This is a genomic window from Agarivorans sp. QJM3NY_30 (genome assembly GCF_050870855.2).
Taxonomy (GTDB): Bacteria; Pseudomonadota; Gammaproteobacteria; order Enterobacterales; family Celerinatantimonadaceae; genus Agarivorans.
In genome coordinates, this window is record NZ_CP194038.2 from 16,561 (window position 1) to 40,529 (window position 23,969).

Genomic DNA, 23,969 nt, shown 5'->3' on the forward strand with positions numbered 1-23,969 from the left:
CCAACCGATGAAGCAAATCTTAACTAGAGCTCTATTTGATGTGAGGGAGTCGCAGTTTCACTTCTAAGCCGCCTTGAGGCAGGTTTTGTAAGCATATATTTCCCCCGTGAGCGTGGGCGATATTACGAGCAATACCAAGGCCCAAGCCTGAACCTGACTTCGCTTTATTTAAGCGAACATAAGGGTTGAATACTTCGCTTAATTGAGCTTCTGGGATCCCTGGTCCATGATCGACAAATAGCAAGCAAAGCTCGTTGTCATCATCGAGCAAATAAATTTCGATTTTGTCACCGTATTTAATTCCATTCTCAATCAAATTAGCGATGCAGCGCTTGATCGCTAGGGGTTTACCACGGTAAGGGGAATTCGTCTCTCCAAACACGCTGACTTTATCGAGATACGGTTCGATACAATACTTTAGATGAGACATGATGTTGATATCGGTTAGATTTTCATGGATATCGGTGTCTTTTACCGTTTGCAGGGCACCTTTAGCCATAATTTCCAGTTCATCTAAATCTCGATTGAAGGCGTCAATGACATTGTCATCATCGAGCAATTCTGCGCGTAGCCGTAGCCGGGTAATCGGGGTTTTTAAATCATGAGAAATGGAACGAAATAGCTGTTCTCGATCTTCAATATAACGTTTTAGCTTACTTTGCATGGTATTAAAGGCACGGGTCGCTTTGCGAATTTCATCACTGCCTTCTTCTACCAAAGGTGCTTGGAATAAGTCGATCGTAAGGCGTGAGGCGGCTTTTGCTAAACGGCGTAGCGGACGAGTTTGTCGGCGCACGAGTATGAAGGTGAAAACCAGCAGAAAGACCGTCATTAAGGTGATAAACATTACGCGACCCTTGGGTAATAAACTATCATCCAAGTTCATATATGGGGCTGGGAGTAGCGCAGCTAGGTAAATCCACTCTCCACTTTCTAGTTCTATTTGGGTGACCAATATGGGTGGGTTCAAGGGTTTTATTTGCAGGCTATGCGAGGCCCAAGAAGAGGGTAAGTCTTGTAGTAATATATCGTTTTTTAAGACATGCAATTGATCGGGCAAGGAAAAGTCAACGTCAATTTTAGTGCTGCGATTGAGTTCTCGATGCAGAACATCGCTGACCGTTTGAATTACCAGATTTTTGTGATAACTGTCAGGAATGGAATTGATTTTAATGTACTCTCGATTGAGTGACACAAAGAAGCGAGTGCCGCCCATCTTACGTAACTGATTGAGTACAATGTGGCGATATTCAGAAGGTAAAGATTCAAAAAATGTCACCGTCGAGGCTAAGCTCAGCGCTAGGTTGCGAGAGGTGGCACTAAGGCCTTCACTCTCTGATTGGCGCAACTGATAAAACCAAATGAAGCTACTGGCACCTTGGGCCAGTGCAATGGCGAGCAATAGCAGCAATAGCATTCTTGCTAATAAAGAATTTGGCTTTATCCGCTGTAATAGCCGATTAAACTTCATGACTCACTTGAGTCACCATCATGTAACCTGAGCCTCGAATGGTACGGATCAGCCGAGCCTGACTGCCATCATCTTTTAAGCGTTGGCGTAGCCGGCTAATTTGTACGTCAATTCCTCGCTCCATGGGTAAGCTTTCGCGGCCGCGAGTGGCATCACTAATGGTATCCCGGTCGAGGGTTTCGTTCGGGTGTTGCAAAAATAGCTGCAATAAACGGTAATCGCTGCTGGATAACTCCAGCGTCTCTCCGTCTTCATGTTCCAGTTGCTGACTTTGAGTATCTAGGCGCCACTGGCCGAAACGAATGTAGCGAGTATTTTGCTGAGCATTGGCGGTGACTTGAGAGCGGCGCAGTAAGGCCTTAATTCGCGCCAGTAGTTCGCGAGGGTTAAACGGTTTTCCAATGTAATCATCGGCACCCAACTCGAGACCAACAATCCGATCCATTTCATCGGAATTAGCGGTGAGCATGATAATTGGTACATTGGAGGTTCGGCGGATTTTTTGGCATAAGGTAAAGCCGTCATCGCCCGGTAACATGATGTCGAGAATGATGAGTTCTGGTTTATTGGTTTCCAGTAGTTTTGCCATTTCTATACCGTCATTGGCACTGATCACTTCAAAGCCTGATTTACTTAAGTATTGCTCAAGTAAGCTTCTAATTTCTAAGTCATCATCAACGACGAGCAGTTGTTTTGCAAAAACCATGGTTGTCTATTCAATATTAGTGTTATTCATTTGTACTAAGAATAACAAACAACGTGGCAGGGGCGAAATGCTTCACATCATTAAGCAAGAAAAATGGGAGCTAAATGCTCCCATTGGTTCTTTATCCGCAGATTTAGGGGCGTTCAAATATTGTTGCGATGCCTTGTCCTAAACCAATACACATGGTTGCAAGCCCTAGCTTGGCATCTTTGGCTTCCATTAGGTTGATCAGAGTGGTCGAGATACGGGTTCCAGAACAGCCTAGTGGATGGCCTAAAGCAATGGCTCCGCCATTCAGATTTATCTTGTCTTCTAGTTGGTCCATGAGGCCCAGTTCCTTCACACAAGGAAGTGATTGTGCGGCAAATGCTTCGTTGAGTTCGAAAAGGTCGATATCTTCGAGCGTCAAACCAGCACGTTTTAAAGCCTTTTGGGTGGCGGGCACTGGCCCGTAGCCCATAATGGACGGATCGCAGCCAGCAATGGCCATGGCGCGAACTTTCGCGCGGATCGGTAAACCCAGCTCCGCGGCCTTTTCGGCAGACATGATGAGCATTGCCGACGCCCCATCAGATAAGGCTGAGGAGGTACCCGCGGTCACTTTACCGTTAACCGGGTCAAAGGCTGGGCGGAGTTGCGCGAGACCTTCAATAGTGGTTTCAGGGCGGATCACTTCGTCAGTTTCTATCAGGCTCAGTGTCCCATTGGTATCATGCCCTTCGATGGGAAGAATTTCTCTGGCAAAGCGCCCCTCAATGGTGGCTTGATGGGCTAGACGGTGGGAGCGAGCGCCAAAGGCGTCCATTGCTTCGCGGCTAATACCATGCATTTGCGACAGTAATTCTGCCGTTAAGCCCATCATGCCTGCCGCTTTAGCCACCGACTTGGTCATTCCAGGGTGAAAGTCGACGCCATGGCTCATTGGAACATGCCCCATATGTTCTACTCCGCCAACGATAAAGATATCTCCTTGGTCGGCCATGATGGCACGTGCCGCGTCATGTAAGGCTTGCATCGATGAACCACATAAACGATTCACCGTGACCGCGCCAGTGGTATGTGGTAAACCCGCCAGTAAGGCGGCATTGCGCGCGATATTAAAACCTTGTTCTAAGGTTTGTTGAACACAGCCCCAATAGACATCCTCAATATCATTTGGATCGAGAGCTGGATTACGTTTTAACAAGCCTTTCATTAAATGTGCAGATAAGTCTTCTGCGCGAACATGTCTAAAACAGCCATTCTTAGAGCGGCCCATGGGGGTGCGAATACAATCTACAATAACCACTTCTTTCATTTTATATTCCTCCATTAGCCTTGTGTCGCGTAGTAAGTTTCGCCTGCTGCGGCTTTGGCGCGTAGGCCGTCTGTAACCTGGTAGAGTGGTCCGAGAGCTGCGTACTGGTCGGCCAAGGCGACATATTCAGCCAAGCCCATGCTATCGAGGTAGCGAAATACCCCGCCACGGAACGGTGGAAAACCTAAACCATAAACCAAGGCCATGTCTGCCTCTCCGGGGCTCTGCACAATGCCTTCCTCTAAGCAACGCACCACTTCGTTAATCATCGGAATCATCATCCGGGCAATAATTTGCTGGCTGCTGTAATCTTGGCTTTGCGGGCTGAGTGCCGTGAGTAGCTGATAAGTACTTGGGTCGGCATCTTTTTTGGGTTTACCTCTTTGATCTTTGGTATAGGCATAGAAACCCAATCCATTTTTTTGACCAAAGCGTTGCGCCTGATACATTAGATCAATGGCATCTTCGCCGACTTTGCTCATTCGCTCAGGAAAACCCTCGGCCATCACCGCACCGGCGTGGTGGCCTGTATCAATCCCCACAACATCTAATAAGTAAGCGGGGCCCATTGGCCAGCCAAATTGTTTTTCCATGATCTTATCTACTTTGACAAAATCTGCGCCATCTTGAATGAGGCGGCTAAAGCCAAAAAAGTAGGGAAATAACACCCGATTAACAAAGAAACCCGGGCAATCATTGACTACCACCGGGGTTTTCCCCATCTTGGCTGCATAGGCCACCACACTGTCGATGGTTGCTTGCGAGCTGTGTTTGCCACGGATCACTTCTACCAGTGGCATGCGATGTACTGGATTGAAAAAATGCATCCCACAGAATTTGTCTGGGCGACAGAGATTGTCAGCTAACAAAGAGATTGGAATGGTTGAAGTATTTGAAACAATGATGGTGTTTTCACTCACATGTTGTTCTACTTCTTTGAGTACCGCTGCTTTGATTTTGGGATTTTCAACCACCGCTTCTACCACAATATTGCTATTCGCGAGCGATTGGTAGTTTAAACTTGGTTGAATGGCCGATAGAACCTTAGCCATTTTTAGGCCATCAATGCGACCGCGTTCCAGTTGTTTATTGAGTAATTTGCTGGCTTCGTTCATGCCTAAATCTAAAGCCGCCTGATTGATGTCTTTCATTACTGCGGGTACACCACGACTGGCACTTTGGTAGGCAATACCGCCCCCCATAATACCTGCACCGAGTACCGCTGCTTGCTCAATTCGCTGGGCGTTTTTACTGGACTTCTTGGCCAAAGCTTTAAGCTGTTGATCGTTTAAGAAGATACCAACCAATGCTTGCGCGACATCCGATTGAGCCAAACCGATGAAGTTTTTGCCTTCTAGCGCTAATGCTTCTGTACGTTTAAAACTGGCTGCTTTTTCAATGGTCGAGACTGCAGTCATGGGAGCAGGGTAGTGAGGTCCGGCTTTGGCCATCACCAACCCTTTGGCACAGTTAAAGCTCATCATTGCTTCAACTTTATTTAAATTGAGTGGACTGAGCTTTACTTGGCGTCGCTCTTGCCAATCAATTTTGCCGGTAATTGCATCTTCAAGCATACTCAAAGCGGCTGATTTGAGGTTATCGGGGTGAACCATCGCATCAAGTGCAGCAAATTTGAGTGCTTCGGCAGCCTTATAAGTTTTACCGGTGGTGATCCATTCCATGGCGTTATCGGCACCAATCACCCGTGGCAATCGCACGGTGCCACCAAAACCCGGCATAATACCCAGTTGAGTTTCTGGCAGACCGATGCTGGCGTTACTGTCAGCAACCCGCAAGTCGGTAGCAAGAATGAGCTCACAACCACCGCCTAGCGCAAAGCCATTAATTGCCGAAATAGTTGGCACATTAAGATCTTCTAAGGCGTTAAAAATATCATTTGCTTTGGTGAGCCACGCGGCGAGTTCAGCCTCGGGAAGCGCAAATAAGCCTAAGAACTCGGTGATGTCAGCGCCCACGATGAAGCTATCTTTGCTCGAGCTGACTAATAAGCCTGTTAATTCACTTTGTTGCTGCAAGGTCTCTATCGCTTCTGCTAAAGAGATTAACGTGCTGCGGTCTAATTTATTGACACTTCCTTTGTTGGCATCGAATGTTAATTCAGCGATGCCAGCGGCAATATAGCGAACACTCAGGTTCTCGCCTTGATATATCATTCTGCTCTCCTTGTTGCTGATGTACATAGCACCAGTTTTGTGTAGGGACTAGAGGTTAAATATGTAATCAAGTTGTTACTCAAACATTAAAGCAAATATAACGCTCATTTTAAACACTTGTTTGATAATTTGTTGTTTGTGGCACAAAAGGTCGCTGTAAACACGAGTAAATAAAATTAAGTCATGCTAAATTAAATGCTCTAGATCCAACTATGTTTGTGTTAAATGCGCTATAACTAACAAGCTAACTAATAGTCGTAGGGAGAGTGTAATGCCAACTATTCAACAACTGTTTACCCAGCATATAGAGCAGTTACAGTTGCGGGTTGCCGATGTATTAGAGCGCGAGCAATTAGAGGCTTTAATCATTCACTCTGGCTATCCTTTGCGAATTTTTTTGGATGATCAGCATTACCCTTTTCAAACCAATCCTCACTTTAAACATTGGTTGCCTTTAACCGAGCATCCGCATTGTTGGTTAGTGGTCAACGGTGTTGATAAGCCGACGCTGATTTATCATCAAGCGAGCGATTACTGGCATAAGGCTACTTCCAGCCCTAGTGGATTTTGGGTCGACTTTTTTGACATCCGAGTGATGAAGCATCCACAAGATATCGAGCCTTTTTTGCCGAAACAACGACAACGCTGCGCCTATATTGGGGAGCATCCTGAATTAGCCGAAGCTTTGGAAATTGGTGAACGCAATCCAGAGTTGGTTTTAAATTACTTACATTATTACCGTGCTTATAAAACTGATTACGAGTTAGAGTGTATTCAGGAAGCGAATCATCGTGCGGTGAAAGCGCATCTAGTCGCCAAGGAGCTGTTTTTGGCGGGTGCATCAGAATTTGAAATGAACTTGGCTTACCTCTCAAGCTTAGGGCGAGGTGAGCACTCACTTCCTTACGCTAATATTATAGCTTTAAATGAAAACGCCTCCATATTGCATTACACCGCTTTAAGTGCCAGTAAGTTAGCCGAGCAAAAACGTTATTCATTGTTAATTGACGCGGGGGCCGAGTACCGCGGCTATGCTGCCGATATCACCCGCAGTTATGCTTATAGAAAAGGTTTATTTGCAGAGCTGGTGCTGGAAATGGATATATTACAACAATCGCTGGTGAACGATCTGAAACCGGGTTATCGCTATACCGATTTACACCTTAAAGCGCATCGTAAATTGGCCAAATTGCTGGTGGATTTTGAATTTGTTTATTGTAGTGCCGCAGCAGCTGTTGAAACGGGAATTACCCGTTGTTTTTTTCCTCACGGTTTGGGCCATCACCTTGGTTTACAAGTGCACGATGTGGGCGGTTTGATGCAAGATGAAGATGGTACGGTACTCGCGGCTCCAACTCTCGATCCCTTTCTGCGTTGTACCCGCATGCTGGAACCTCGACAAGTACTGACAATTGAGCCTGGTCTTTATTTTATCCCTTCTTTATTAGCCGAATTGGCTGAATCTGAGCACACTCGCTTGATTAATTGGTCTCGGGTTGATGAAATGCGCCGCTTTGGTGGGATCCGTATCGAAGATAATGTGGTAATTACCGCGTTGAGTTGTGACAACTTAACGCGTGCGGGCAATTGGAGTTAAACATTCAAACTGATAGTTATTTACGTCCCTCGCAGTTGGTAAGCCGAGAACAAGAAATTAAGCGTAGTCGTTTTATTAGTATTATCGCGCCAGTAGCGGATCGTCGGCAGGCCCAACAACAGCTTGCTGAGATAAAGTCGCAGCATCTTCAGGCGCGTCATCATTGCTGGGCGTTTATTGCCGGCCATCCTCTGGATTCTCAGTGCTTAGGTTTTAGTGATGATGGAGAACCTTCTGGTACCGCGGGAAAACCGATGTTAGCGCAGTTACAAGGCCGCGGCTTAGGCCAAATATTAGCGGTGGTGGTTCGTTATTCTGGAGGCATCAAGTTGGGGACTGGGGGCTTAGTCAGGGCTTATGGTGGTGGCGTACAACAAGCATTAAAATTACTGCAAACTGAACCCGTAATTGGTTGTGGATGTTGTGATCTAGAATTTGATTACGCCTTTACGACTCAAGTAGAAATGTTGCTGAATAAGGTTCAAGGGGTAAAACTGGAGACCGAATTTAGCAATCAGGCAAAAATGCAGGTGAGTTTACCAATCAGTGAATATGCTGGATTTAAACAACAGCTGATTAATTTATCGAGTGGGCAAATTGTCGTGACTAAGCTACGTGCTTAAGTTGTCATAGGTGATGCTTTACTTCAAGATATACAGCATTATCTCAATCTAATAAGAGAAACAATACCGATGCAAATCAGGGCGATAGTTAGGATCGTCGGATTACTTGTGATGCTATTTAGCCTCACCATGATTATTCCGGCCGTTGTCGCTGCGGTATATAAAGACGGTGCCGGTAAAGCCTTTATGGCTGCTTTTGCTATCTGTATTAGCGCTGGGTTTCTATTATGGTTTCCACAGCGGCAACAAAAAACAGAGCTAAAGGCTAAAGAAGGCTTTCTAATTGTGGTGTTGTTTTGGACGGTGTTGGGGAGTGTTGCGGCCTTACCTTTTATCTTGTCCGAACAGCCAAATATGAGTATCACCGATTCTTTCTTTGAATCGTTCTCTGGGCTCACGACCACCGGCGCGACAGTTATTGTCGGGATTGAATATTTGCCGAAAGCGATTTTGTTTTACCGGCAAATGCTGCAATGGTTAGGAGGGATGGGGATCATCGTTTTGGCAGTGGCTGTTTTGCCGATCCTCGGTGTTGGAGGAATGCAGCTTTACCGCGCGGAAATTCCTGGTCCAGTCAAAGATAAAAAAATGACCCCGCGGATCGCCGAGACCGCCAAGGTGCTTTGGTATATCTATTTATTTTTAACGGTGAGTTGTGGGGTCGCATTCTGGCTGGCCGGAATGTCAATATTTGATGCCGTTTGTCATGCTTTTTCAACTATCGCGATTGGTGGGTTTTCTACGTATGATGCTAGTTTAGGGCATTTTGACAGCGCCTTAATTAATACCATCTGTGCGGTATTTTTAATTATCTCGGGGATTAACTTCTCGCTGCATTTTGCGGCCATCAACAGTAGAAGCATTACTTTTAAATACTATTTTCTCGATCCCGAATGCCGCGCCTTCTTCTTTATACAAATTTGTTTAACTTTAGTGTGTTTTGCAGTGTTACTGGGTCAACAAGTTTATGATTCAGCAGCATTTGCCTTAGACCAAGCTTTTGTTCAATCGGTCTCTATTTCTACAACCGCTGGGTTTACCACCACCAGTTTCTCTGAGTGGCCGCTGTTCCTACCCGTGTTATTAGTTTTTTCTAGCTTCATTGGTGGCTGTGCGGGTTCTACTGGCGGGGGACTCAAAGTGATTCGGGTTTTCTTATTGAGTTTACAAGGCATGCGTGAGTTAAAGCGTTTGGTACATCCTCGTGCGGTCTACCAAATTAAATTGGCCAATAAGGCGCTTCCTGACCGAGTATTAGAAGCGGTCTGGGGATTCTTTTCTGCGTATGCCCTCGTGTTTGTGATCTGTATGTTGTCATTGATAGCGGCGGGGATGGACGAGTTATCGGCGTTTTCAGCGGTGGTCGCCTGTTTGAATAACTTAGGCCCTGGTCTGGGTCAAGTCGCGGTACACTACTCAGATATTACCGATGCCAGTAAGTGGGTATTGTTGATTGCTATGTTATTTGGTCGCTTAGAAGTGTTTACCTTATTAGTACTATTCACTCCGGTTTTTTGGAAAAGTTAGTCATGAAATTATTGGTGTTATATTCAAGTTGTGAGGGTCAAACCTTAAAAATTGCTCAGCATATCGTTGCCCAACAAGCCGAGCCAGATGTTCAGGTCGACTATGTCTCACTTGACCAGAGGACAAGCTGGCCAGATCTCAGTCAATACACCAAGGTTCTGATTGGTGCCTCAATCCGTTATGGTAAGTTTCGTCCGCAGTTGTTTGAATATCTGGCGACCTATCAAAAGTCGCTGGCAAAAATGCCGGTGGCTTTTTTTGGTGTATGTCTAACGGCTCGTAAACCAGAAAAGAGTCGTCCAGAAACCAGCGTCTATATGCAGAAGCTAAATCACAATGCCGCTTGGATGCCAAATTTGCAGGCGATATTTGCAGGCGCGCTGCTTTATTCACGTTATAACTGGTGGCAGACTCTCATTATCCAGTTGATCATGAAAATAACGGGTGGCAGTACCGATACTAGTCAAGATATAGAGTTAACCGATTGGGCAAAGGTTAATCAATTCTCCATTTTGTTTGGCAAGCTGAGTAATAAAAGCGCAAGTTGATGGTTTTTTGTAAGCGGCTGTATAAGCTTTGAGCAGTTAAACAAAAAACTGTGATTTTCTTCAAAAAAGGCTTGCACCGTAAGCGCGGATCCCTATAATGCGACTCCACTGACACGGCGGGCAGCACGCAATAGCGCAGCAGCAAGCGGTCAGGGTTGGTAAGGCCTGAGGCTTTATTAGCGACGGTTAAACGCTTCAAACTTTCCTTAGGAAACTTCTTCGGAAAAGATTGAAAAAAGCGGTTGACAGTCACCGAGGATGGCGTAGAATGCGCACCTCGCTTCGCAAGAAGCAACGCTCTTTAACAATTTATCAAGCAATCTGTGTGAGCACTCACAGAGCACTAAGCGAAAAAAATTAGCTTAAGTGGACTGGAGTGACACACTGTTTTAACAGTAATAATTTCAGTATTTACTTTGAGCGAAAAAACTTTGATTGAAGAGTTTGATCATGGCTCAGATTGAACGCTGGCGGCAGGCTTAACACATGCAAGTCGAGCGGTAACATTTCTAGCTTGCTAGAAGATGACGAGCGGCGGACGGGTGAGTAATGCTTGGGAATATGCCTTTACGTGGGGGACAACAGTTGGAAACGACTGCTAATACCGCATAATGTCTTCGGACCAAAGGAGGGGACTCTTCGGAGCCTTTCGCGTAGAGATTAGCCCAAGTGGGATTAGCTAGTTGGTGGGGTAATGGCTCACCAAGGCGACGATCCCTAGCTGGTTTGAGAGGATGATCAGCCACACTGGGACTGAGACACGGCCCAGACTCCTACGGGAGGCAGCAGTGGGGAATATTGCACAATGGGCGAAAGCCTGATGCAGCCATGCCGCGTGTGTGAAGAAGGCCTTCGGGTTGTAAAGCACTTTCAGTTGTGAGGAAGGCAATATGCTTAATACGTATATTGTTTGACGTTAGCGACAGAAGAAGGACCGGCTAACTCCGTGCCAGCAGCCGCGGTAATACGGAGGGTCCGAGCGTTAATCGGAATTACTGGGCGTAAAGCGTACGCAGGCGGCTTTTTAAGCCAGATGTGAAATCCCCGGGCTCAACCTGGGAATGGCATTTGGAACTGGGAAGCTAGAGTTTTGTAGAGGGTGGTAGAATTTCAGGTGTAGCGGTGAAATGCGTAGAGATCTGAAGGAATACCAGTGGCGAAGGCGGCCACCTGGACAAAAACTGACGCTCATGTACGAAAGCGTGGGGAGCAAACAGGATTAGATACCCTGGTAGTCCACGCCGTAAACGATGTCTACTAGTTGTCTGTGGGTTTAACCCGTGGGTAACGCAGCTAACGCATTAAGTAGACCGCCTGGGGAGTACGGCCGCAAGGTTAAAACTCAAATGAATTGACGGGGGCCCGCACAAGCGGTGGAGCATGTGGTTTAATTCGATGCAACGCGAAGAACCTTACCTGCCCTTGACATACTAAGAACTTTCCAGAGATGGATTGGTGCCTTCGGGAGCTTAGATACAGGTGCTGCATGGCTGTCGTCAGCTCGTGTCGTGAGATGTTGGGTTAAGTCCCGCAACGAGCGCAACCCTTATCCTTATTTGCCAGCACGTGATGGTGGGAACTCTAGGGAGACTGCCGGTGATAAACCGGAGGAAGGTGGGGACGACGTCAAGTCATCATGGCCCTTACGGGCAGGGCTACACACGTGCTACAATGGCATGTACAGAGGGATGCGACCTCGCGAGAGCAAGCGGACCCCAGAAAGCATGTCGTAGTCCGGATCGGAGTCTGCAACTCGACTCCGTGAAGTCGGAATCGCTAGTAATCGTGGATCAGAATGCCACGGTGAATACGTTCCCGGGCCTTGTACACACCGCCCGTCACACCATGGGAGTGGGCTGCAAAAGAAGTGGGTAGTTTAACCTTCGGGAGGACGCTCACCACTTTGTGGTTCATGACTGGGGTGAAGTCGTAACAAGGTAGCCCTAGGGGAACCTGGGGCTGGATCACCTCCTTATTATGAACGTTTATGTTTTGTGACGTGTTCACACAGATTGCTTGATAGAAAGTAGAGAGAAGTTGACACCTGTTTAGGTCTGTAGCTCAGCTGGTTAGAGCGCACCCCTGATAAGGGTGAGGTCGGCAGTTCAAGTCTGCCCAGACCTACCAAGGTGCAACTTTTAGTAAGAAATGGGGCTATAGCTCAGCTGGGAGAGCGCCTGCCTTGCACGCAGGAGGTCTGCGGTTCGATCCCGCATAGCTCCACCACTTCTTACCTAAAAACCAAAGATAAGTCGCCAAAAGATGGCCATTTAGCTTTGGTTTTTTTATGAACCAATGCTCTTTAACAATTTGGAAAAGCTGATAAAAAAATATCTCAAAAATACGAGTTAAATAACAAGTGTTTTTGGTATTCAAAAAATAAGGTGATCGTACTCGAGTGGCAGGATTTATACAGCCTGACCATTCAAGTGATTTAAGCGACAACATTTAGGTGTTGTATGGTTAAGTGACTAAGCGTATACGGTGGATGCCTTGGCAGTCAGAGGCGATGAAGGACGTGTTAATCTGCGATAAGCCATGTTGAGTCGATAAAAGACGTAATAGACATGGATTTCCGAATGGGGAAACCCACTGCATTTTATGCAGTATCGTAACGTGAATACATAGCGTTGCGAGGCGAACCCGGGGAACTGAAACATCTAAGTACCCGGAGGAAAAGAAATCAACCGAGATTCTGGTAGTAGCGGCGAGCGAACCCGGATTAGCCCTTAAGCTTCTTATAATTTAGTGGAACAAGCTGGAAAGTTTGGCCGTAGCGGGTGATAGCCCCGTACACGAAAGGTGATTTGAAGTGAAAACGAGTAGGACGGCACACGTGATATGTTGTCTGAATATGGGGGGACCATCCTCCAAGGCTAAATACTCCTGACTGACCGATAGTGAACCAGTACCGTGAGGGAAAGGCGAAAAGAACCCCTGTGAGGGGAGTGAAATAGAACCTGAAACCGTATACGTACAAGCAGTGGGAGCCTCTTTGTGGGGTGACTGCGTACCTTTTGTATAATGGGTCAACGACTTAATTTCAGTAGCAAGGTTAAGCGAATAGCGGAGCCGTAGGGAAACCGAGTGTTAACTGCGCGCATAGTTGCTGGGATTAGACCCGAAACCCGGTGATCTAGCCATGGGCAGGTTGAAGATTGGGTAACACCAATTGGAGGACCGAACCGACTAATGTTGAAAAATTAGCGGATGACTTGTGGCTGGGGGTGAAAGGCCAATCAAACCGGGAGATAGCTGGTTCTCCTCGAAAGCTATTTAGGTAGCGCCTCGGACGAATACTAGTGGGGGTAGAGCACTGTTAAGGCTAGGGGGTCATCCCGACTTACCAACCCTTTGCAAACTCCGAATACCACTAAGTACTATCCGGGAGACACACGGCGGGTGCTAACGTCCGTCGTGAAAAGGGAAACAACCCAGACCGTCAGCTAAGGTCCCAAAGTCATAGCTAAGTGGGAAACGATGTGGGAAGGCTTAGACAGCCAGGATGTTGGCTTAGAAGCAGCCATCATTTAAAGAAAGCGTAATAGCTCACTGGTCGAGTCGGCCTGCGCGGAAGATGTAACGGGGCTAAGCTATGCACCGAAGCTACGGGTACTTGCTTTGCAAGTGCGGTAGAGGAGCGTTCTGTAAGCCGTTGAAGGTGATTCGTAAGGATTGCTGGAGGTATCAGAAGTGCGAATGTTGACATGAGTAACGATAAAGGGGGTGAAAAGCCCCCTCGCCGAAAGACCAAGGTTTCCTGTTCAATGTTAATCAGAGCAGGGTGAGTCGGCCCCTAAGGCGAGACTGAAAAGTGTAGTCGATGGGAAACAGGTTAATATTCCTGTACTTCGTATAATTGCGATGGGAGGACGGAGAAGGCTAGGCCAGCGCGGCGATTGGTAGTCCGCGTTTAAGGTTGTAGGCTGGACACTTAGGAAAATCCGGGTGTCTAAGGCTGAGGATTGATGACGAGTCACTAAGGTGATGAAGTGGTTGATGCCCTGCTTCCAGGAAAAGTCTCTAAGCTTCAGATTATACGAAACCGTACCCCAAACCGACACAGGTGGTTGGGTAGAGAATACCAAGGCGCTTGAGAGAACTCGGGTGAAGGAACTAGGCAAAATGGTACCGTAACTTCGGGAGAAGGTACGCTGCTGTTGGTGATGGGACTTGCTCCCTAAGCTGACGGCAGTCGCAGATACCAGTTGGCTGCAACTGTTTATTAAAAACACAGCACTGTGCTAAATCGAAAGATGACGTATACGGTGTGACGCCTGCCCGGTGCCGGAAGGTTAATTGATGTGGTTAGCGCAAGCGAAGCTATTGATCGAAGCCCCGGTAAACGGCGGCCGTAACTATAACGGTCCTAAGGTAGCGAAATTCCTTGTCGGGTAAGTTCCGACCTGCACGAATGGCGTAATGATGGCCAAGCTGTCTCCACCCGAGACTCAGTGAAATTGAAATTGCCGTGAAGATGCGGTGTACCCGCGGCTAGACGGAAAGACCCCGTGAACCTTTACTACAGCTTGACACTGAACATTGACCCTACATGTGTAGGATAGGTGGGAGGCTTTGAAGCGTTGTCGCTAGATGATGTGGAGCCGACCTTGAAATACCACCCTTGTAGTGTTGATGTTCTAACGTTGTCCCGTTATCCGGGATGCGGACAGTGTCTGGTGGGTAGTTTGACTGGGGCGGTCTCCTCCCAAAGAGTAACGGAGGAGCACGAAGGTTGGCTAAGTACGGTCGGACATCGTACGGTTAGTGCAATGGCATAAGCCAGCTTAACTGCGAGACAGACACGTCGAGCAGGTACGAAAGTAGGTCATAGTGATCCGGTGGTTCTGTATGGAAGGGCCATCGCTCAACGGATAAAAGGTACTCCGGGGATAACAGGCTGATACCGCCCAAGAGTTCATATCGACGGCGGTGTTTGGCACCTCGATGTCGGCTCATCACATCCTGGGGCTGAAGTCGGTCCCAAGGGTATGGCTGTTCGCCATTTAAAGTGGTACGCGAGCTGGGTTTAGAACGTCGTGAGACAGTTCGGTCCCTATCTGCCGTGGGCGTTTGAGAATTGAAGGGAGCTGCTCCTAGTACGAGAGGACCGGAGTGGACGAACCGCTGGTGTTTGGGTTGTTATGCCAATAGCATTGCCCAGTAGCTACGTTCGGAACTGATAACCGCTGAAAGCATCTAAGCGGGAAGCAGGCCTTGAGATTAATTCTCACTAGGACTTTAAGTCCTCTGAAGGGCCGTTGGAGACTACAACGTTGATAGGCAAGGTGTGTAAGTGCTGTGAGGCATTGAGCTAACTTGTACTAATTACCCGTGAGGCTTAACCATACAACACCTAAAGGGTGTTGCTTATAGATACTTTATTTTAGAACCAAGAGTGCTTGTTATGCTCGTGGGATATATCAGTTTTTTCGAATGTTAAAGACAACAAGTTTTTGCCTGGTGGCAATAGCGTTGTGGAACCACCTGAACCCATGCCGAACTCAGAAGTGAAACGCAACTGCGCCGATGATAGTGTGGGGTCTCCCCATGTGAAAGTAGGTCACTGCCAGGCACCTATACTAAGCCCTCGTCTGACGACGAGGGCTTTTTTATTGCCTGAGATTTAGCAAGGGCAGCCAAGGCGAACCGATGTTCATGAACAAGCCATGTGAAAGTCGGCTGGATATCGCCAGACACCGATTGAGAGAAAGCCTATCTTTACGGATAGGCTTTTTTTATGTCTGGGATTTAGCAATGCTGCATCGCGCAGTTAACGCGAAGGTTTTATTCGTGAGCAGGATGGGACGCTTCGAAAATGTGTGCGTTTTTAGGCCGAAGTCGAAGCGTTTATGCGTGTTCGTATCACCATTTTTATATTTGCTGCATGTGATTTTTAGTGACTCGCTAAATCCTTTGGTACAATAGGGCTTGCATGTTGCTTTTTATCAAGAAAAATATAAATGACCCCACGTTTTACTCGTAATCGTTCGCTTCGCTCATTGCCTCAAATTGCTCAAGATCCGAGTCAATTTATGACTTTATTTAGCGCCGAAGACTACCGCATCAGATTGCTGCAGTTAATCTCTCAGGCTCGTTCTCGAATTTATATTGTGGCTTTATATTTGGAAGATGACTTGGCGGGGCGCTCAGTGATGGATGCCTTATATCAGGCAAAGCAGCAACGACCGGAACTGCAGATTAAGGTGTTGGTTGATTGGCATCGTGCACAACGCGGTTTAATTGGTGAACAACAGGCTCAAGGTAATGCGGCAATGTATCGGGAGTACGCTGCTAAGTATCCCGGCTTAATTGAGATTTCGGGGGTACCTGTAAGCAATCGAGAGCTATTCGGGGTATTACATCTGAAGGGAAGTATCATCGACGATACGATCATTTATAGTGGTGCCAGTATTAACGATATCTATTTAGCTCAGCAGCAGCGTTATCGTTTCGATCGTTACCAATTAATTGGTAACTCAGATCTCGCAAATGCGATGGTTGAATATTTAGAACAAGTACTACTGGCGACTCGTGCGGTGACTAGTTTATCGGTAGCCAATCCAGCCTCAACTCGGTCGCTTAAATCGTCGATCAGGCGTTTACGCTTGTCTTTACAGCGGCAACAGTACCAATTTCACGCTCAACAACTAAATGCGCAGCAACTTGGAATTACTCCACTCATCGGTTTGGGTCGGCGACGCAACTTATTAAATAAAACCATTAAGCTATTAATGTCTAAGGCTAAACAACAGCTTACTATTTGTACGCCGTATTTTAATCCTCCCCGTAGTCTGCGTCGTGAAGTTGCTAAGGCGCTTAGTCGCGGGGTGCGAGTGCACTTGATTGTGGGTGATAAAACAGCCAGTGACTTTTATAGTGAGCCTAGCGAAAAGTTTAAGGTGATCCACGCTTTGCCTTATCTGTATGAAGTAACGCTCCGTAATTTTATTAAGGGCAAGCAAGCATTTTTGGCGAGTGGACAGCTGACCGTGAACGTTTGGCAACATGCTAACAATAGCTTTCATTTGAAAGGATTATGGGTCGATCAACGATATGCCTTACTCACTGGTAATAATCTGAATCCTAGAGCTTGGAATCTGGACTTAGAGAATGGCTTGTTAGTGGATGATCCACATGCTTTACTCGAACATCAGCGTCAGCAAGAACTACACAATATTCTGCAACATACTCAGCCAATTACTACACTGGCAGATATCGAGTCGCTTAATGATTACCCGAAACCAGTCAAACGTTTGCTGAAACGAATTGGCCGGGTGAAAGCCGACAGCCTACTCAAACAAATCTTATAAATAACAATGCCCAGCAAGATGCTGGGCATTACATAAAAAGCGTTGGGTGTCAGCGCTTAACTAGGGAAAGAAAAGTTAACACCTTCTCTTATCGATGAAGAAGGCCAGCGTTGAGTGATGGTTTTACGTTTGGTATAAAACCGCACGGAATCTGGGCCATAGGCATGTAAATCACCAAACAATGAACGTTTCCAGCCCCCAAAGCTGTGATATGACACAGGAACGGGCAGTGGAACGTTAATCCCGACCATTCCTACTTGAATGTTGTCCGAGAAATAGCGTGCCGCTTCACCGTCACGGGTATATAAACAAGTCCCGTTTCCGTATTCATGTGCATTAATTAAGTCCATGGCTTGTTGCATGTCATCAACTCGCACCACACATAATACAGGTCCAAAGATCTCTTCTTGATAGGCTTGCATGGCGGTGGTTACGTGGTCGATCAGAGTCCCCCCAACAAAGAAGCCTTTTGGATAACCACTCACCTGTGGGTTACGGCCATCAACTACTACGGTGGCCCCTGCTGCTTCTGCGCTGCTAATATACATCTGTACTTTATCGCGTTGTTGCTCGGTGATTAATGGGCCAAAGTCATTTTCTTGGTCAGAATATGCGCCGACTTTCAAACCTTGCATTGCTTCGGATAGCCCTGCCACTAACTTGTCTGCGACTTCATCGCCCACAGCAACTGCTACCGATAAGGCCATACAGCGTTCGCCTGAAGAACCAAATGCAGCCCCTAACAAAGAGTTCACGGCATTCTCTAGATCAGCATCAGGCATTACGATTGCGTGATTTTTTGCCCCGCCAAGGGCTTGGCAGCGTTTTCCATTTGCAGTCGCAGTACTGTAAATGTATTCAGCAATTGGGGTTGAACCGACAAAGCTTACCGCGGCAACTCGTGGGTCGCTTAATAGTGTATCAACCGCTTCTTTATCGCCATTCACGACATTGAATACACCAGCTGGTAAGCCTGCTTCGTGTAGTAATTCGGCAATGAATAAGGTGACGGATGGATCGCGTTCCGAAGGCTTTAATACAAAGGTATTGCCACACATCAGCGCCATAGGGAACATCCACATTGGCACCATCATTGGGAAATTAAATGGGGTTATACCAGCCACAACACCTAGTGCTTGGAATTCACTCCAAGAGTCGATATTAGGACCAACATTGCGAGAATGTTCGCCTTTGAGTAGCTCTGGTGCGCCACAGGCATATTCAACACATTCAATCCCGCGAGCCAGTTCGCCTTTTGCATCATGCACGATTTTACCGTGTTCTTTGCCGACTAATTCGCAGATCTTGTCTGCATGTTGTTCGAGTAAGGTCTTATAGCGAAACATAATTTGGCAACGTTTGGCTACAGGCGTATTACGCCAAGCTGGAAAAGCGGCTTCAGCGGCTGCGATCGCTTGCTCCACTGTGGCTTTTGGTGCGAGTGCGACTTGACTCGCTACTTCGCCAGTCGAAGGATTATAAACATCCTGTAAGCGAGTATATTCTGACTGGGTTTTACCATTAATTAAGTGACCAATAATAGACATGTAAGATTTCCTTGTGTGACTAGGCTTGGCCTGTCAATTGATGAATAGTATCGCCTAAGGCGTTAAATAAGCTGTCGATTTCTTCTTTGCTGACCGTAAAAGGAGGCGCAATTTGTATGGTATCGCCGCCATAGCGGACATAATAGCCCTGCTTCCACATCGATTGTGCGATTAAATATGGGTTGAGCGCGGGTTCACCGGGAGCGTGGGCAATACTAAGCCCAACAGCCATGCCCATATTGCGAACATCGGTCACCAGCGCTAGGCTCGCGAGCTGATGCGCGGCATGTTCCAGTACCGGGGACATTTCACGGACGCGTTCAAACATGTTGTCTCGTTGTAATAAATCCAGCGAAGCCAAACCTGCGGCACAGGCGATCGGGTGTGCCGAATAAGTATAACCGTGTGGCAGTTCTAGCATGTAGTCTGGGCCACCAGTTTCCATAAAGGTATCGTAAATTTCTTGTTTACAGGCGACCGCTCCCATGGGAATTACTCCATTGGTAAGCTGCTTGGCCATATTGATCATGTCTGGTGTCACCCCGCAAGCTTCTGCTCCGGTTTTATAACCGAGGCGACCGAAGGCACAAATGACCTCATCAAAAATCAGCAAAATTTGGTGTTGGTCGCAAATTTCACGTAAGCGTTGTAAGTAACCGACGGGTGGGGGGATGACGCCTGCACTGCCTGCCATGGGTTCAACAATTACGGCAGCGATGGTTGAGGCATCATGAACCGCGATCAAATCCAGTAAATCATTGGCAAGCTCGGCGCCTTGTTGAGGTTGCCCCTTGCTGAAGACATTTTCTGGCAAGACAGTAGAGCGCATATGGGCAACGTCGAGGCCGCTGCCAAATAGTGCGCGATTTGGCGCGATCCCTCCAACTGAAAGCCCACCATAGTTGACGCCGTGATAGCCTTTACCGCGGCCAATCAGCTTGGTTTTACCCGCGAGTCCTTTTTTACGCCAATAGGCGCGCGCAATTTTTAAAGAGGTATCAGCTGATTCTGAACCCGAGCCAGTAAAAAATATCCGATTTAGTCCTTCAGGCATAAATTCGGTGATTTTCTCCGCCAGTTGAAATGACCCCGGGTGGCCAAACTGAAAGGCTGGCGAGTAATCGAGCCGAGAAGCTTGATGGCTAATCGCATCGACGATCTCTTGGCGACCATGACCCAAGCCACAAGTCCATAAACCTGATAGACCATCAAAAATCTTGCGGCCATCGTCAGCAAAATAGTAATTACCCTTGGCATGGGTAATGATCCGTGGGTCCTTTTTAAATTGGCGATTGGCACTATATGCCATCCAATGGCAATCCAGTTGGTTCTGGCTAACACTTAACTCTTCATGATGCGCCATAGCTGACTCCCTCATAATATGTTTGAGATGGACTAAATATTTTGAAGCAGCTTATCGCTAGATCTGAGTTGCATAAATGTGTATCTTTCAATCTAAAGTTTCATAAATGCGAAACATTATGCAGCAGCGACTTGGACAATTAAGCGATATTGATTTACGACTACTCAAAGTATTTCGGGTGGTGGTGGAGTGTGGGGGGATATCGGCTGCCGAGGTGGAGCTTAATATTGGTCGTTCTACGATTAGCCGTCACGTGAAAGATTTAGAAATTCGCCTTGGGGTGAATCTTTGTCAGCGTGGGCGAGCAGGTTTTGTTTTAAGCCCAGAAGGGCAGCACGTCTATCAGTCCAGTTTACGCTTAATGGGCGCTTTAGACGAGTTTCGGGCTGACGTACAAAGTTTACATAGAGATATGACGGGTAATCTGGCGATTGCTTTGTTTGATAAAACGGTGACTAACCAGCAGGCAAAAATATCACAAGCCTTGCAGTTATTTGACCAGCGAGCACCTAAAGTCACGCTTGATCTTTATGTTGAAACCTTATCGGTGATCGAAAGTGGCGTGATTGAGGGGCGCTTTCATTTGGGGGTAGTGCCGGGGCAACGTCAGTCTGCGAGCCTCAATTATCAATTTTTGTTTGATGAACGGATGTCGCTTTATTGCGGTTATCATCATCCACTATTTTCACGCAGTGACATTACCATTGGTCCCGAGGAAATTGTTGGACAAAAATATGCTGGATTAGGACATCACTCGCCCAATATGGATACTTCACAACGTTTTGGTTTTCAGCGTCATGCCACCGCTTATGACCAGGAGGCAATTGCCACTTTATTGTTGTCGGGCAGTTACTTGGCATATTTGCCGGAACACTATGCACGTAGCTTCATTGAACAGGGCCTAATTCGGCCACTGGGTGGGGAGCAGTTCAGTTATCACTGTCCATTTTTAGCGGTGACACGTGTCTCCCCAAAACCTTCGCGTATTTTGGCTTGCTTTATCGAGTGCTTAACTCAGGTTCATCTGTCCAGCTAAGCCGCTACTTTTACTGAAGGCGCTGGGTGAGCCACTGATTAATTGCCTTTATTTGGCTCGGGGAAACACTATGCGCCATTTCATAGTATTCCAGTGTTGCATTATATTGCTGTTGCAGCAGTTGCTGATGAGCCTGTTCACCCAGAGCCGGAACAACCACATCATCTTGGCGGCCATGTTGGATCAATATGTCTAAGTTAGTTTGTTGTTGAGTGCTGGGGAGGCTGGCAGGGAGTAAATAAGTCGACATACACAACAATCCGCCCAGTGCTTGAGGAAAGTTTAACGCCAGCTGATAAGCCACTGCACCGCCTTGCGAAAAGCCTGCAATCACAATGTTTTGGCTGGCGATCCCTTGGTTCATTTGTTGCTCGATTAAAAGCTGAAGCTGCTGGCTCACCTCTTGTAGATGCTGCTGATTGATGATGCGCTGCGGCTGCATCGCTAAAATATCGTACCAAGCCGTGAGTTGATAGCCTTGATGCACGGTTAATGGGCGTAATGGCGCGGCCGGAAATATATAGCGCAGCGCGATGGATTCGCTGAATTTAAAATGCTTTGCTAAGGGCGCAAAATCTTCGGGGCCTGCACCTAAACCATGTAGCCAAATGAGGCAGTGGGTTGCCGGGTGAGGTGGTTCAATCGTGATGGTAGCCGAATTTGGCATGGATAGTCCTTTGCTGAATGAAAGAGTTCTATTAAGCTGAGCAACAATTTAGCGAACAGGCATTGTATTGAAATGGCTGAGAGAGACAAGTATGCAAGAATTAATTGATGAAATAAGAGCCGCAGACCAGTCTGGCGCTTATCCAAGTGAACTCCCTAGCGACAGTCAGTTAGTGGAAGTGGAGGAGTTGATTTTGATCCCGATGCCCAGCGATTTGCGGGCTTTTCAACTGACCGTGAGCGATGTAATTTATGGCAGCTTAGAACCAGTCACGATTAGCGATCCTTACCTGCATACCTATTTGCCAGAGGTGGCTGCGACAGCTTGGAACATGGGTTTACCCCGCGAATTTATTCCCATTTGTCAAAATGGAGATAACTTTTATTTCATTAGTCAGGAGGGGGAAGTGGGTTATTGGCAAGGCCAGGCTGCGGAAGACTTGGTTCCTGAATGGGATAGCATTTGGGATTGGGCGATGGAAGTATGGATGCAAAGTTAGCGCAGCAGTCATCTCCCCCTCCCTATCTGGAGAAGTTTTGGTTGGTGATTGCACATATCCCAAGCGGTAAAGTGGCGACTTACGGTGGCGTTGCAGCCATGGCCGGCTACCCTCGCATGGCTAGAGCTGTCGGACGCTGCCTAAAGCAGCTCCCCGAGGGCTCATCGCTGCCTTGGCATCGGGTGATTAATGCTCAAGGTCTGATCTCGTTTCCTGAGGGCTCGGCTAAATATCAAAAGCAACGTCAGCGACTTCAGGAGGAAGGGATTGTTTTTCGTCATCAGCGGGTACCTTTGAAGCAGTATTTATGGCTTGGTGATTAGTATTTACGGTTTGTTCGATGCCAATGGGTATCACAAACCATCGGTATTTCGATGATTGCGCCAATCCGCCAATTCTGTTGGGGGTCGAGGAGAGTGGGAATAAGCCAATGACCAAGCAAGCGACAGTCGTCAGCCAATGGTACTTGTACATTCTTAGAACCAAACACAATCAATTATATACTGGTGTCAGTACCGATGTGGCTCGACGCTTTGCCGAGCATCAATCGGGAAGTTCGAAGGGTGCCAAGGCGTTACGTGGGAAAGGTCCGCTCAACTTAGAGTTTCAGCAAGGCCTTGCCAGTAAGCAACAAGCAATGCGTTTGGAATATAAAATTAAGCAATTAAGTAAGGCGCAAAAAGAACAGCTCTTATTAGGTCAATTCGACTGGCGCAGCTTGCTTTAACGACGGCCGGTTTCTGTTTTGGCGCAAGCTTCGCTTACCAATCAATATTAAGGGTAAAATAATCATCGCTGCACCCAGCCAGGTGAGGGCATCAGGCATTTCTGAAAAACTTACCCAGCCGACCACGGCAGCGCCAATCAGGCCTGTGTATTCTGAACTGGCAATGGTATTGGCCTCTGCAGTTTTGTAGGCAAAAATAGATCCTGCGTGTAAAAATAGAATAAATAAGCTACTCGCGCCTGCGAGCCAGAATATTGACCAGTTCATTCCAGTAAGCGTTGGCCATGCCAGTGCCACTGTCGTGGGCAGCACCATTAAGTTGGTCCAAAATAAACTGGTAACCACCGACTCCTTTTTTGGAATGTATTTTACGGTGAGGTTACTTAAGGCCAAAGTGAGGGCTGTCCCCAGCGCCGCAATGGCCCCCCAGTTAAACTCTGAAGGGCGAATAATCACCAATACTCCAATAAAGCCGATACTGGCGGCGAATATTTGGGCGCGATTGACTTGGCTTCGGTGGAGCCACATGCCAAGTGGTAACATCATAATCGGAGCCGCGTAGAATAAGGCATTGGCAGTTGCTAAAGGGAGCGCGACCAAGGCGACAACCATCAATCCTGAACCCGCTAACCAGAGGTAACCGCGAAAGAAGTGGACCAGTGGTTTTTCTGGACGCTTGTGTTTGGTCAGTAAAAAAGCAGGTAACAACAGTATCAGGGTGCTGATTTGCCGATAAAGTAATATTTCGAACACCGAGGCTTGCTCGCCCGCCACTTTCATAAAGGCATCTGAAAATACCGCGATCTGATTGGCGGTAATCAAAATAATGATAGCAATTAAGGTGGGATTAAGCTTCAAGTGGGCCTCTGTGATG

The 23,969-nt window shown here is 47.2% G+C and carries 17 protein-coding genes, 2 tRNA genes and 3 rRNA genes; 14 read left to right on the plus strand and 8 right to left on the minus strand.

The window, feature by feature from the left end:
• Nucleotides 1–31: 31 nt before the first annotated feature.
• The 4 genes from ACRRSX_RS00065 to fadB all read right to left on the minus strand — a co-directional run bounded on the left by ACRRSX_RS00065 (nt 32) and on the right by fadB (nt 5,648).
• Nucleotides 32–1,471 (minus strand): ATP-binding protein, encoded by a 1,440-nt coding sequence (locus ACRRSX_RS00065; protein ID WP_432455239.1) that lies wholly within the window; start codon nt 1,469–1,471, stop codon nt 32–34.
• A complete protein-coding gene (locus tag ACRRSX_RS00070; RefSeq protein ID WP_432455238.1) occupies nt 1,461–2,177 on the minus strand; it encodes a response regulator in 717 nt (238 codons plus the stop codon). Before ACRRSX_RS00070 ends, ACRRSX_RS00065 begins: the two co-directional genes overlap by 11 nt.
• 133 nt (nt 2,178–2,310) lie before the next feature.
• Nucleotides 2,311–3,474 carry an acetyl-CoA C-acyltransferase FadA gene (fadA, locus tag ACRRSX_RS00075; RefSeq protein ID WP_432455237.1) on the minus strand — a complete coding sequence of 388 codons (1,164 nt, stop codon included), beginning with the start codon at nt 3,472–3,474 and terminating at the stop codon, nt 2,311–2,313.
• Nucleotides 3,475–3,488: 14 nt separating this feature from the next.
• Nucleotides 3,489–5,648: a fatty acid oxidation complex subunit alpha FadB gene (gene fadB / locus ACRRSX_RS00080; RefSeq protein WP_432455236.1), complete on the minus strand. Its 2,160-nt coding sequence runs from the start codon at nt 5,646–5,648 to the stop codon at nt 3,489–3,491.
• Nucleotides 5,649–5,919: 271 nt separating this feature from the next.
• Here fadB and pepQ point away from each other — a divergent pair, with 271 nt between their 5' ends.
• The 10 genes from pepQ (at nt 5,920) to pssA (ending at nt 17,256) form a co-directional block, all read left to right on the plus strand.
• The gene (pepQ, locus tag ACRRSX_RS00085; RefSeq protein WP_432455235.1) at nt 5,920–7,245 is read left to right on the plus strand and encodes a Xaa-Pro dipeptidase; all 1,326 of its coding nucleotides are present in this window, start codon (nt 5,920–5,922) and stop codon (nt 7,243–7,245) included.
• On the plus strand, nt 7,236–7,868 hold the full coding sequence (locus tag ACRRSX_RS00090; RefSeq protein WP_432455234.1) for a YigZ family protein: 633 nt from the start codon (nt 7,236–7,238) through the stop codon (nt 7,866–7,868). Before pepQ ends, ACRRSX_RS00090 begins: the two co-directional genes overlap by 10 nt.
• Nucleotides 7,869–7,937: 69 nt before the next feature.
• Nucleotides 7,938–9,395 carry a TrkH family potassium uptake protein gene (locus tag ACRRSX_RS00095; protein WP_432455233.1) on the plus strand — a complete coding sequence of 486 codons (1,458 nt, stop codon included), beginning with the start codon at nt 7,938–7,940 and terminating at the stop codon, nt 9,393–9,395.
• A gap of 2 nt (nt 9,396–9,397) precedes the next feature.
• A complete protein-coding gene (hemG, locus tag ACRRSX_RS00100) occupies nt 9,398–9,943 on the plus strand; it encodes a menaquinone-dependent protoporphyrinogen IX dehydrogenase (RefSeq protein ID WP_432455232.1) in 546 nt (181 codons plus the stop codon).
• 432 nt (nt 9,944–10,375) lie between these two features.
• A 16S ribosomal RNA gene (locus tag ACRRSX_RS00105) occupies nt 10,376–11,918 on the plus strand.
• 75 nt (nt 11,919–11,993) lie between these two features.
• Nucleotides 11,994–12,070, plus strand: a tRNA-Ile gene (locus ACRRSX_RS00110).
• Between the two features lie 23 nt (nt 12,071–12,093).
• Nucleotides 12,094–12,169: transfer RNA gene (locus ACRRSX_RS00115), tRNA-Ala, on the plus strand.
• 235 nt (nt 12,170–12,404) lie between these two features.
• Nucleotides 12,405–15,292 (plus strand): 23S ribosomal RNA (locus ACRRSX_RS00120).
• 110 nt (nt 15,293–15,402) lie between these two features.
• Nucleotides 15,403–15,518 (plus strand): 5S ribosomal RNA (gene rrf / locus ACRRSX_RS00125).
• Together the 16S, 23S and 5S rRNA genes with 2 tRNA genes alongside form the textbook arrangement of a ribosomal RNA operon.
• 388 nt (nt 15,519–15,906) lie before the next feature.
• Nucleotides 15,907–17,256, plus strand: coding sequence for a CDP-diacylglycerol--serine O-phosphatidyltransferase (gene pssA, locus ACRRSX_RS00130; RefSeq protein ID WP_432455231.1), 1,350 nt, complete (start codon nt 15,907–15,909; stop codon nt 17,254–17,256).
• A 56-nt stretch (nt 17,257–17,312) separates the two neighbouring features.
• Here the strand turns inward: pssA and ACRRSX_RS00135 are convergent, their stop codons facing one another.
• Together ACRRSX_RS00135 and ACRRSX_RS00140 are read right to left on the minus strand one after the other, a co-directional pair.
• Nucleotides 17,313–18,803 carry a CoA-acylating methylmalonate-semialdehyde dehydrogenase gene (locus tag ACRRSX_RS00135; RefSeq protein WP_432455230.1) on the minus strand — a complete coding sequence of 497 codons (1,491 nt, stop codon included), beginning with the start codon at nt 18,801–18,803 and terminating at the stop codon, nt 17,313–17,315.
• Nucleotides 18,804–18,822: 19 nt separating this feature from the next.
• A complete protein-coding gene (locus tag ACRRSX_RS00140) occupies nt 18,823–20,166 on the minus strand; it encodes an aspartate aminotransferase family protein (protein WP_432455229.1) in 1,344 nt (447 codons plus the stop codon).
• Between the two features lie 106 nt (nt 20,167–20,272).
• Here ACRRSX_RS00140 and ACRRSX_RS00145 point away from each other — a divergent pair, with 106 nt between their 5' ends.
• Nucleotides 20,273–21,202 (plus strand): LysR family transcriptional regulator, encoded by a 930-nt coding sequence (locus tag ACRRSX_RS00145; protein WP_432455228.1) that lies wholly within the window; start codon nt 20,273–20,275, stop codon nt 21,200–21,202.
• 10 nt (nt 21,203–21,212) lie between these two features.
• On the opposite strand, the gene ACRRSX_RS00150 is transcribed toward ACRRSX_RS00145, so the two are convergent.
• Nucleotides 21,213–21,869: an alpha/beta hydrolase gene (locus tag ACRRSX_RS00150; RefSeq protein ID WP_432455227.1), complete on the minus strand. Its 657-nt coding sequence runs from the start codon at nt 21,867–21,869 to the stop codon at nt 21,213–21,215.
• 91 nt (nt 21,870–21,960) lie between these two features.
• On the opposite strand from ACRRSX_RS00150, the gene ACRRSX_RS00155 reads away from it, so the two are divergent.
• The 3 genes from ACRRSX_RS00155 to ACRRSX_RS00165 all read left to right on the plus strand — a co-directional run bounded on the left by ACRRSX_RS00155 (nt 21,961) and on the right by ACRRSX_RS00165 (nt 23,095).
• Entirely contained in the window at nt 21,961–22,368 is a 408-nt protein-coding gene (locus ACRRSX_RS00155; protein ID WP_432455226.1) for an SMI1/KNR4 family protein, read from the plus strand.
• On the plus strand, nt 22,353–22,691 hold the full coding sequence (locus ACRRSX_RS00160; RefSeq protein ID WP_432455225.1) for an MGMT family protein: 339 nt from the start codon (nt 22,353–22,355) through the stop codon (nt 22,689–22,691). Before ACRRSX_RS00155 ends, ACRRSX_RS00160 begins: the two co-directional genes overlap by 16 nt.
• Nucleotides 22,692–22,798: 107 nt before the next feature.
• The gene (locus tag ACRRSX_RS00165; protein ID WP_432455224.1) at nt 22,799–23,095 is read left to right on the plus strand and encodes a GIY-YIG nuclease family protein; all 297 of its coding nucleotides are present in this window, start codon (nt 22,799–22,801) and stop codon (nt 23,093–23,095) included.
• On the opposite strand, the gene ACRRSX_RS00170 is transcribed toward ACRRSX_RS00165, so the two are convergent.
• Entirely contained in the window at nt 23,063–23,953 is an 891-nt protein-coding gene (locus ACRRSX_RS00170) for a DMT family transporter (protein WP_432455223.1), read from the minus strand. The two genes, ACRRSX_RS00165 and ACRRSX_RS00170, sit on opposite strands and share 33 nt — an antisense overlap.
• Nucleotides 23,954–23,969: the final 16 nt, after the last annotated feature.

Excerpts from the sequence above, each read along its gene's own strand:
- ACRRSX_RS00065 (WP_432455239.1), bottom strand. The coding sequence starts at position 1,471 with ATGAAGTTTAATCGGCTATTACAGCGGATAAAGCCAAATTCTTTATTA.
- ACRRSX_RS00070 (WP_432455238.1), bottom strand. The coding sequence starts at position 2,177 with ATGGTTTTTGCAAAACAACTGCTCGTCGTTGATGATGACTTAGAAATT.
- fadA (WP_432455237.1), bottom strand. The coding sequence starts at position 3,474 with ATGAAAGAAGTGGTTATTGTAGATTGTATTCGCACCCCCATGGGCCGC.
- fadB (WP_432455236.1), bottom strand. The coding sequence starts at position 5,648 with ATGATATATCAAGGCGAGAACCTGAGTGTTCGCTATATTGCCGCTGGC.
- pepQ (WP_432455235.1), top strand. The coding sequence starts at position 5,920 with ATGCCAACTATTCAACAACTGTTTACCCAGCATATAGAGCAGTTACAG.
- ACRRSX_RS00095 (WP_432455233.1), top strand. The coding sequence starts at position 7,938 with ATGCAAATCAGGGCGATAGTTAGGATCGTCGGATTACTTGTGATGCTA.
- hemG (WP_432455232.1), top strand. The coding sequence starts at position 9,398 with ATGAAATTATTGGTGTTATATTCAAGTTGTGAGGGTCAAACCTTAAAA.
- pssA (WP_432455231.1), top strand. The coding sequence starts at position 15,907 with ATGACCCCACGTTTTACTCGTAATCGTTCGCTTCGCTCATTGCCTCAA.
- ACRRSX_RS00135 (WP_432455230.1), bottom strand. The coding sequence starts at position 18,803 with ATGTCTATTATTGGTCACTTAATTAATGGTAAAACCCAGTCAGAATAT.
- ACRRSX_RS00140 (WP_432455229.1), bottom strand. The coding sequence starts at position 20,166 with ATGGCGCATCATGAAGAGTTAAGTGTTAGCCAGAACCAACTGGATTGC.
- ACRRSX_RS00145 (WP_432455228.1), top strand. The coding sequence starts at position 20,273 with ATGCGAAACATTATGCAGCAGCGACTTGGACAATTAAGCGATATTGAT.
- ACRRSX_RS00150 (WP_432455227.1), bottom strand. The coding sequence starts at position 21,869 with ATGCCAAATTCGGCTACCATCACGATTGAACCACCTCACCCGGCAACC.
- ACRRSX_RS00155 (WP_432455226.1), top strand. The coding sequence starts at position 21,961 with ATGCAAGAATTAATTGATGAAATAAGAGCCGCAGACCAGTCTGGCGCT.
- ACRRSX_RS00160 (WP_432455225.1), top strand. The coding sequence starts at position 22,353 with ATGGATGCAAAGTTAGCGCAGCAGTCATCTCCCCCTCCCTATCTGGAG.
- ACRRSX_RS00165 (WP_432455224.1), top strand. The coding sequence starts at position 22,799 with ATGACCAAGCAAGCGACAGTCGTCAGCCAATGGTACTTGTACATTCTT.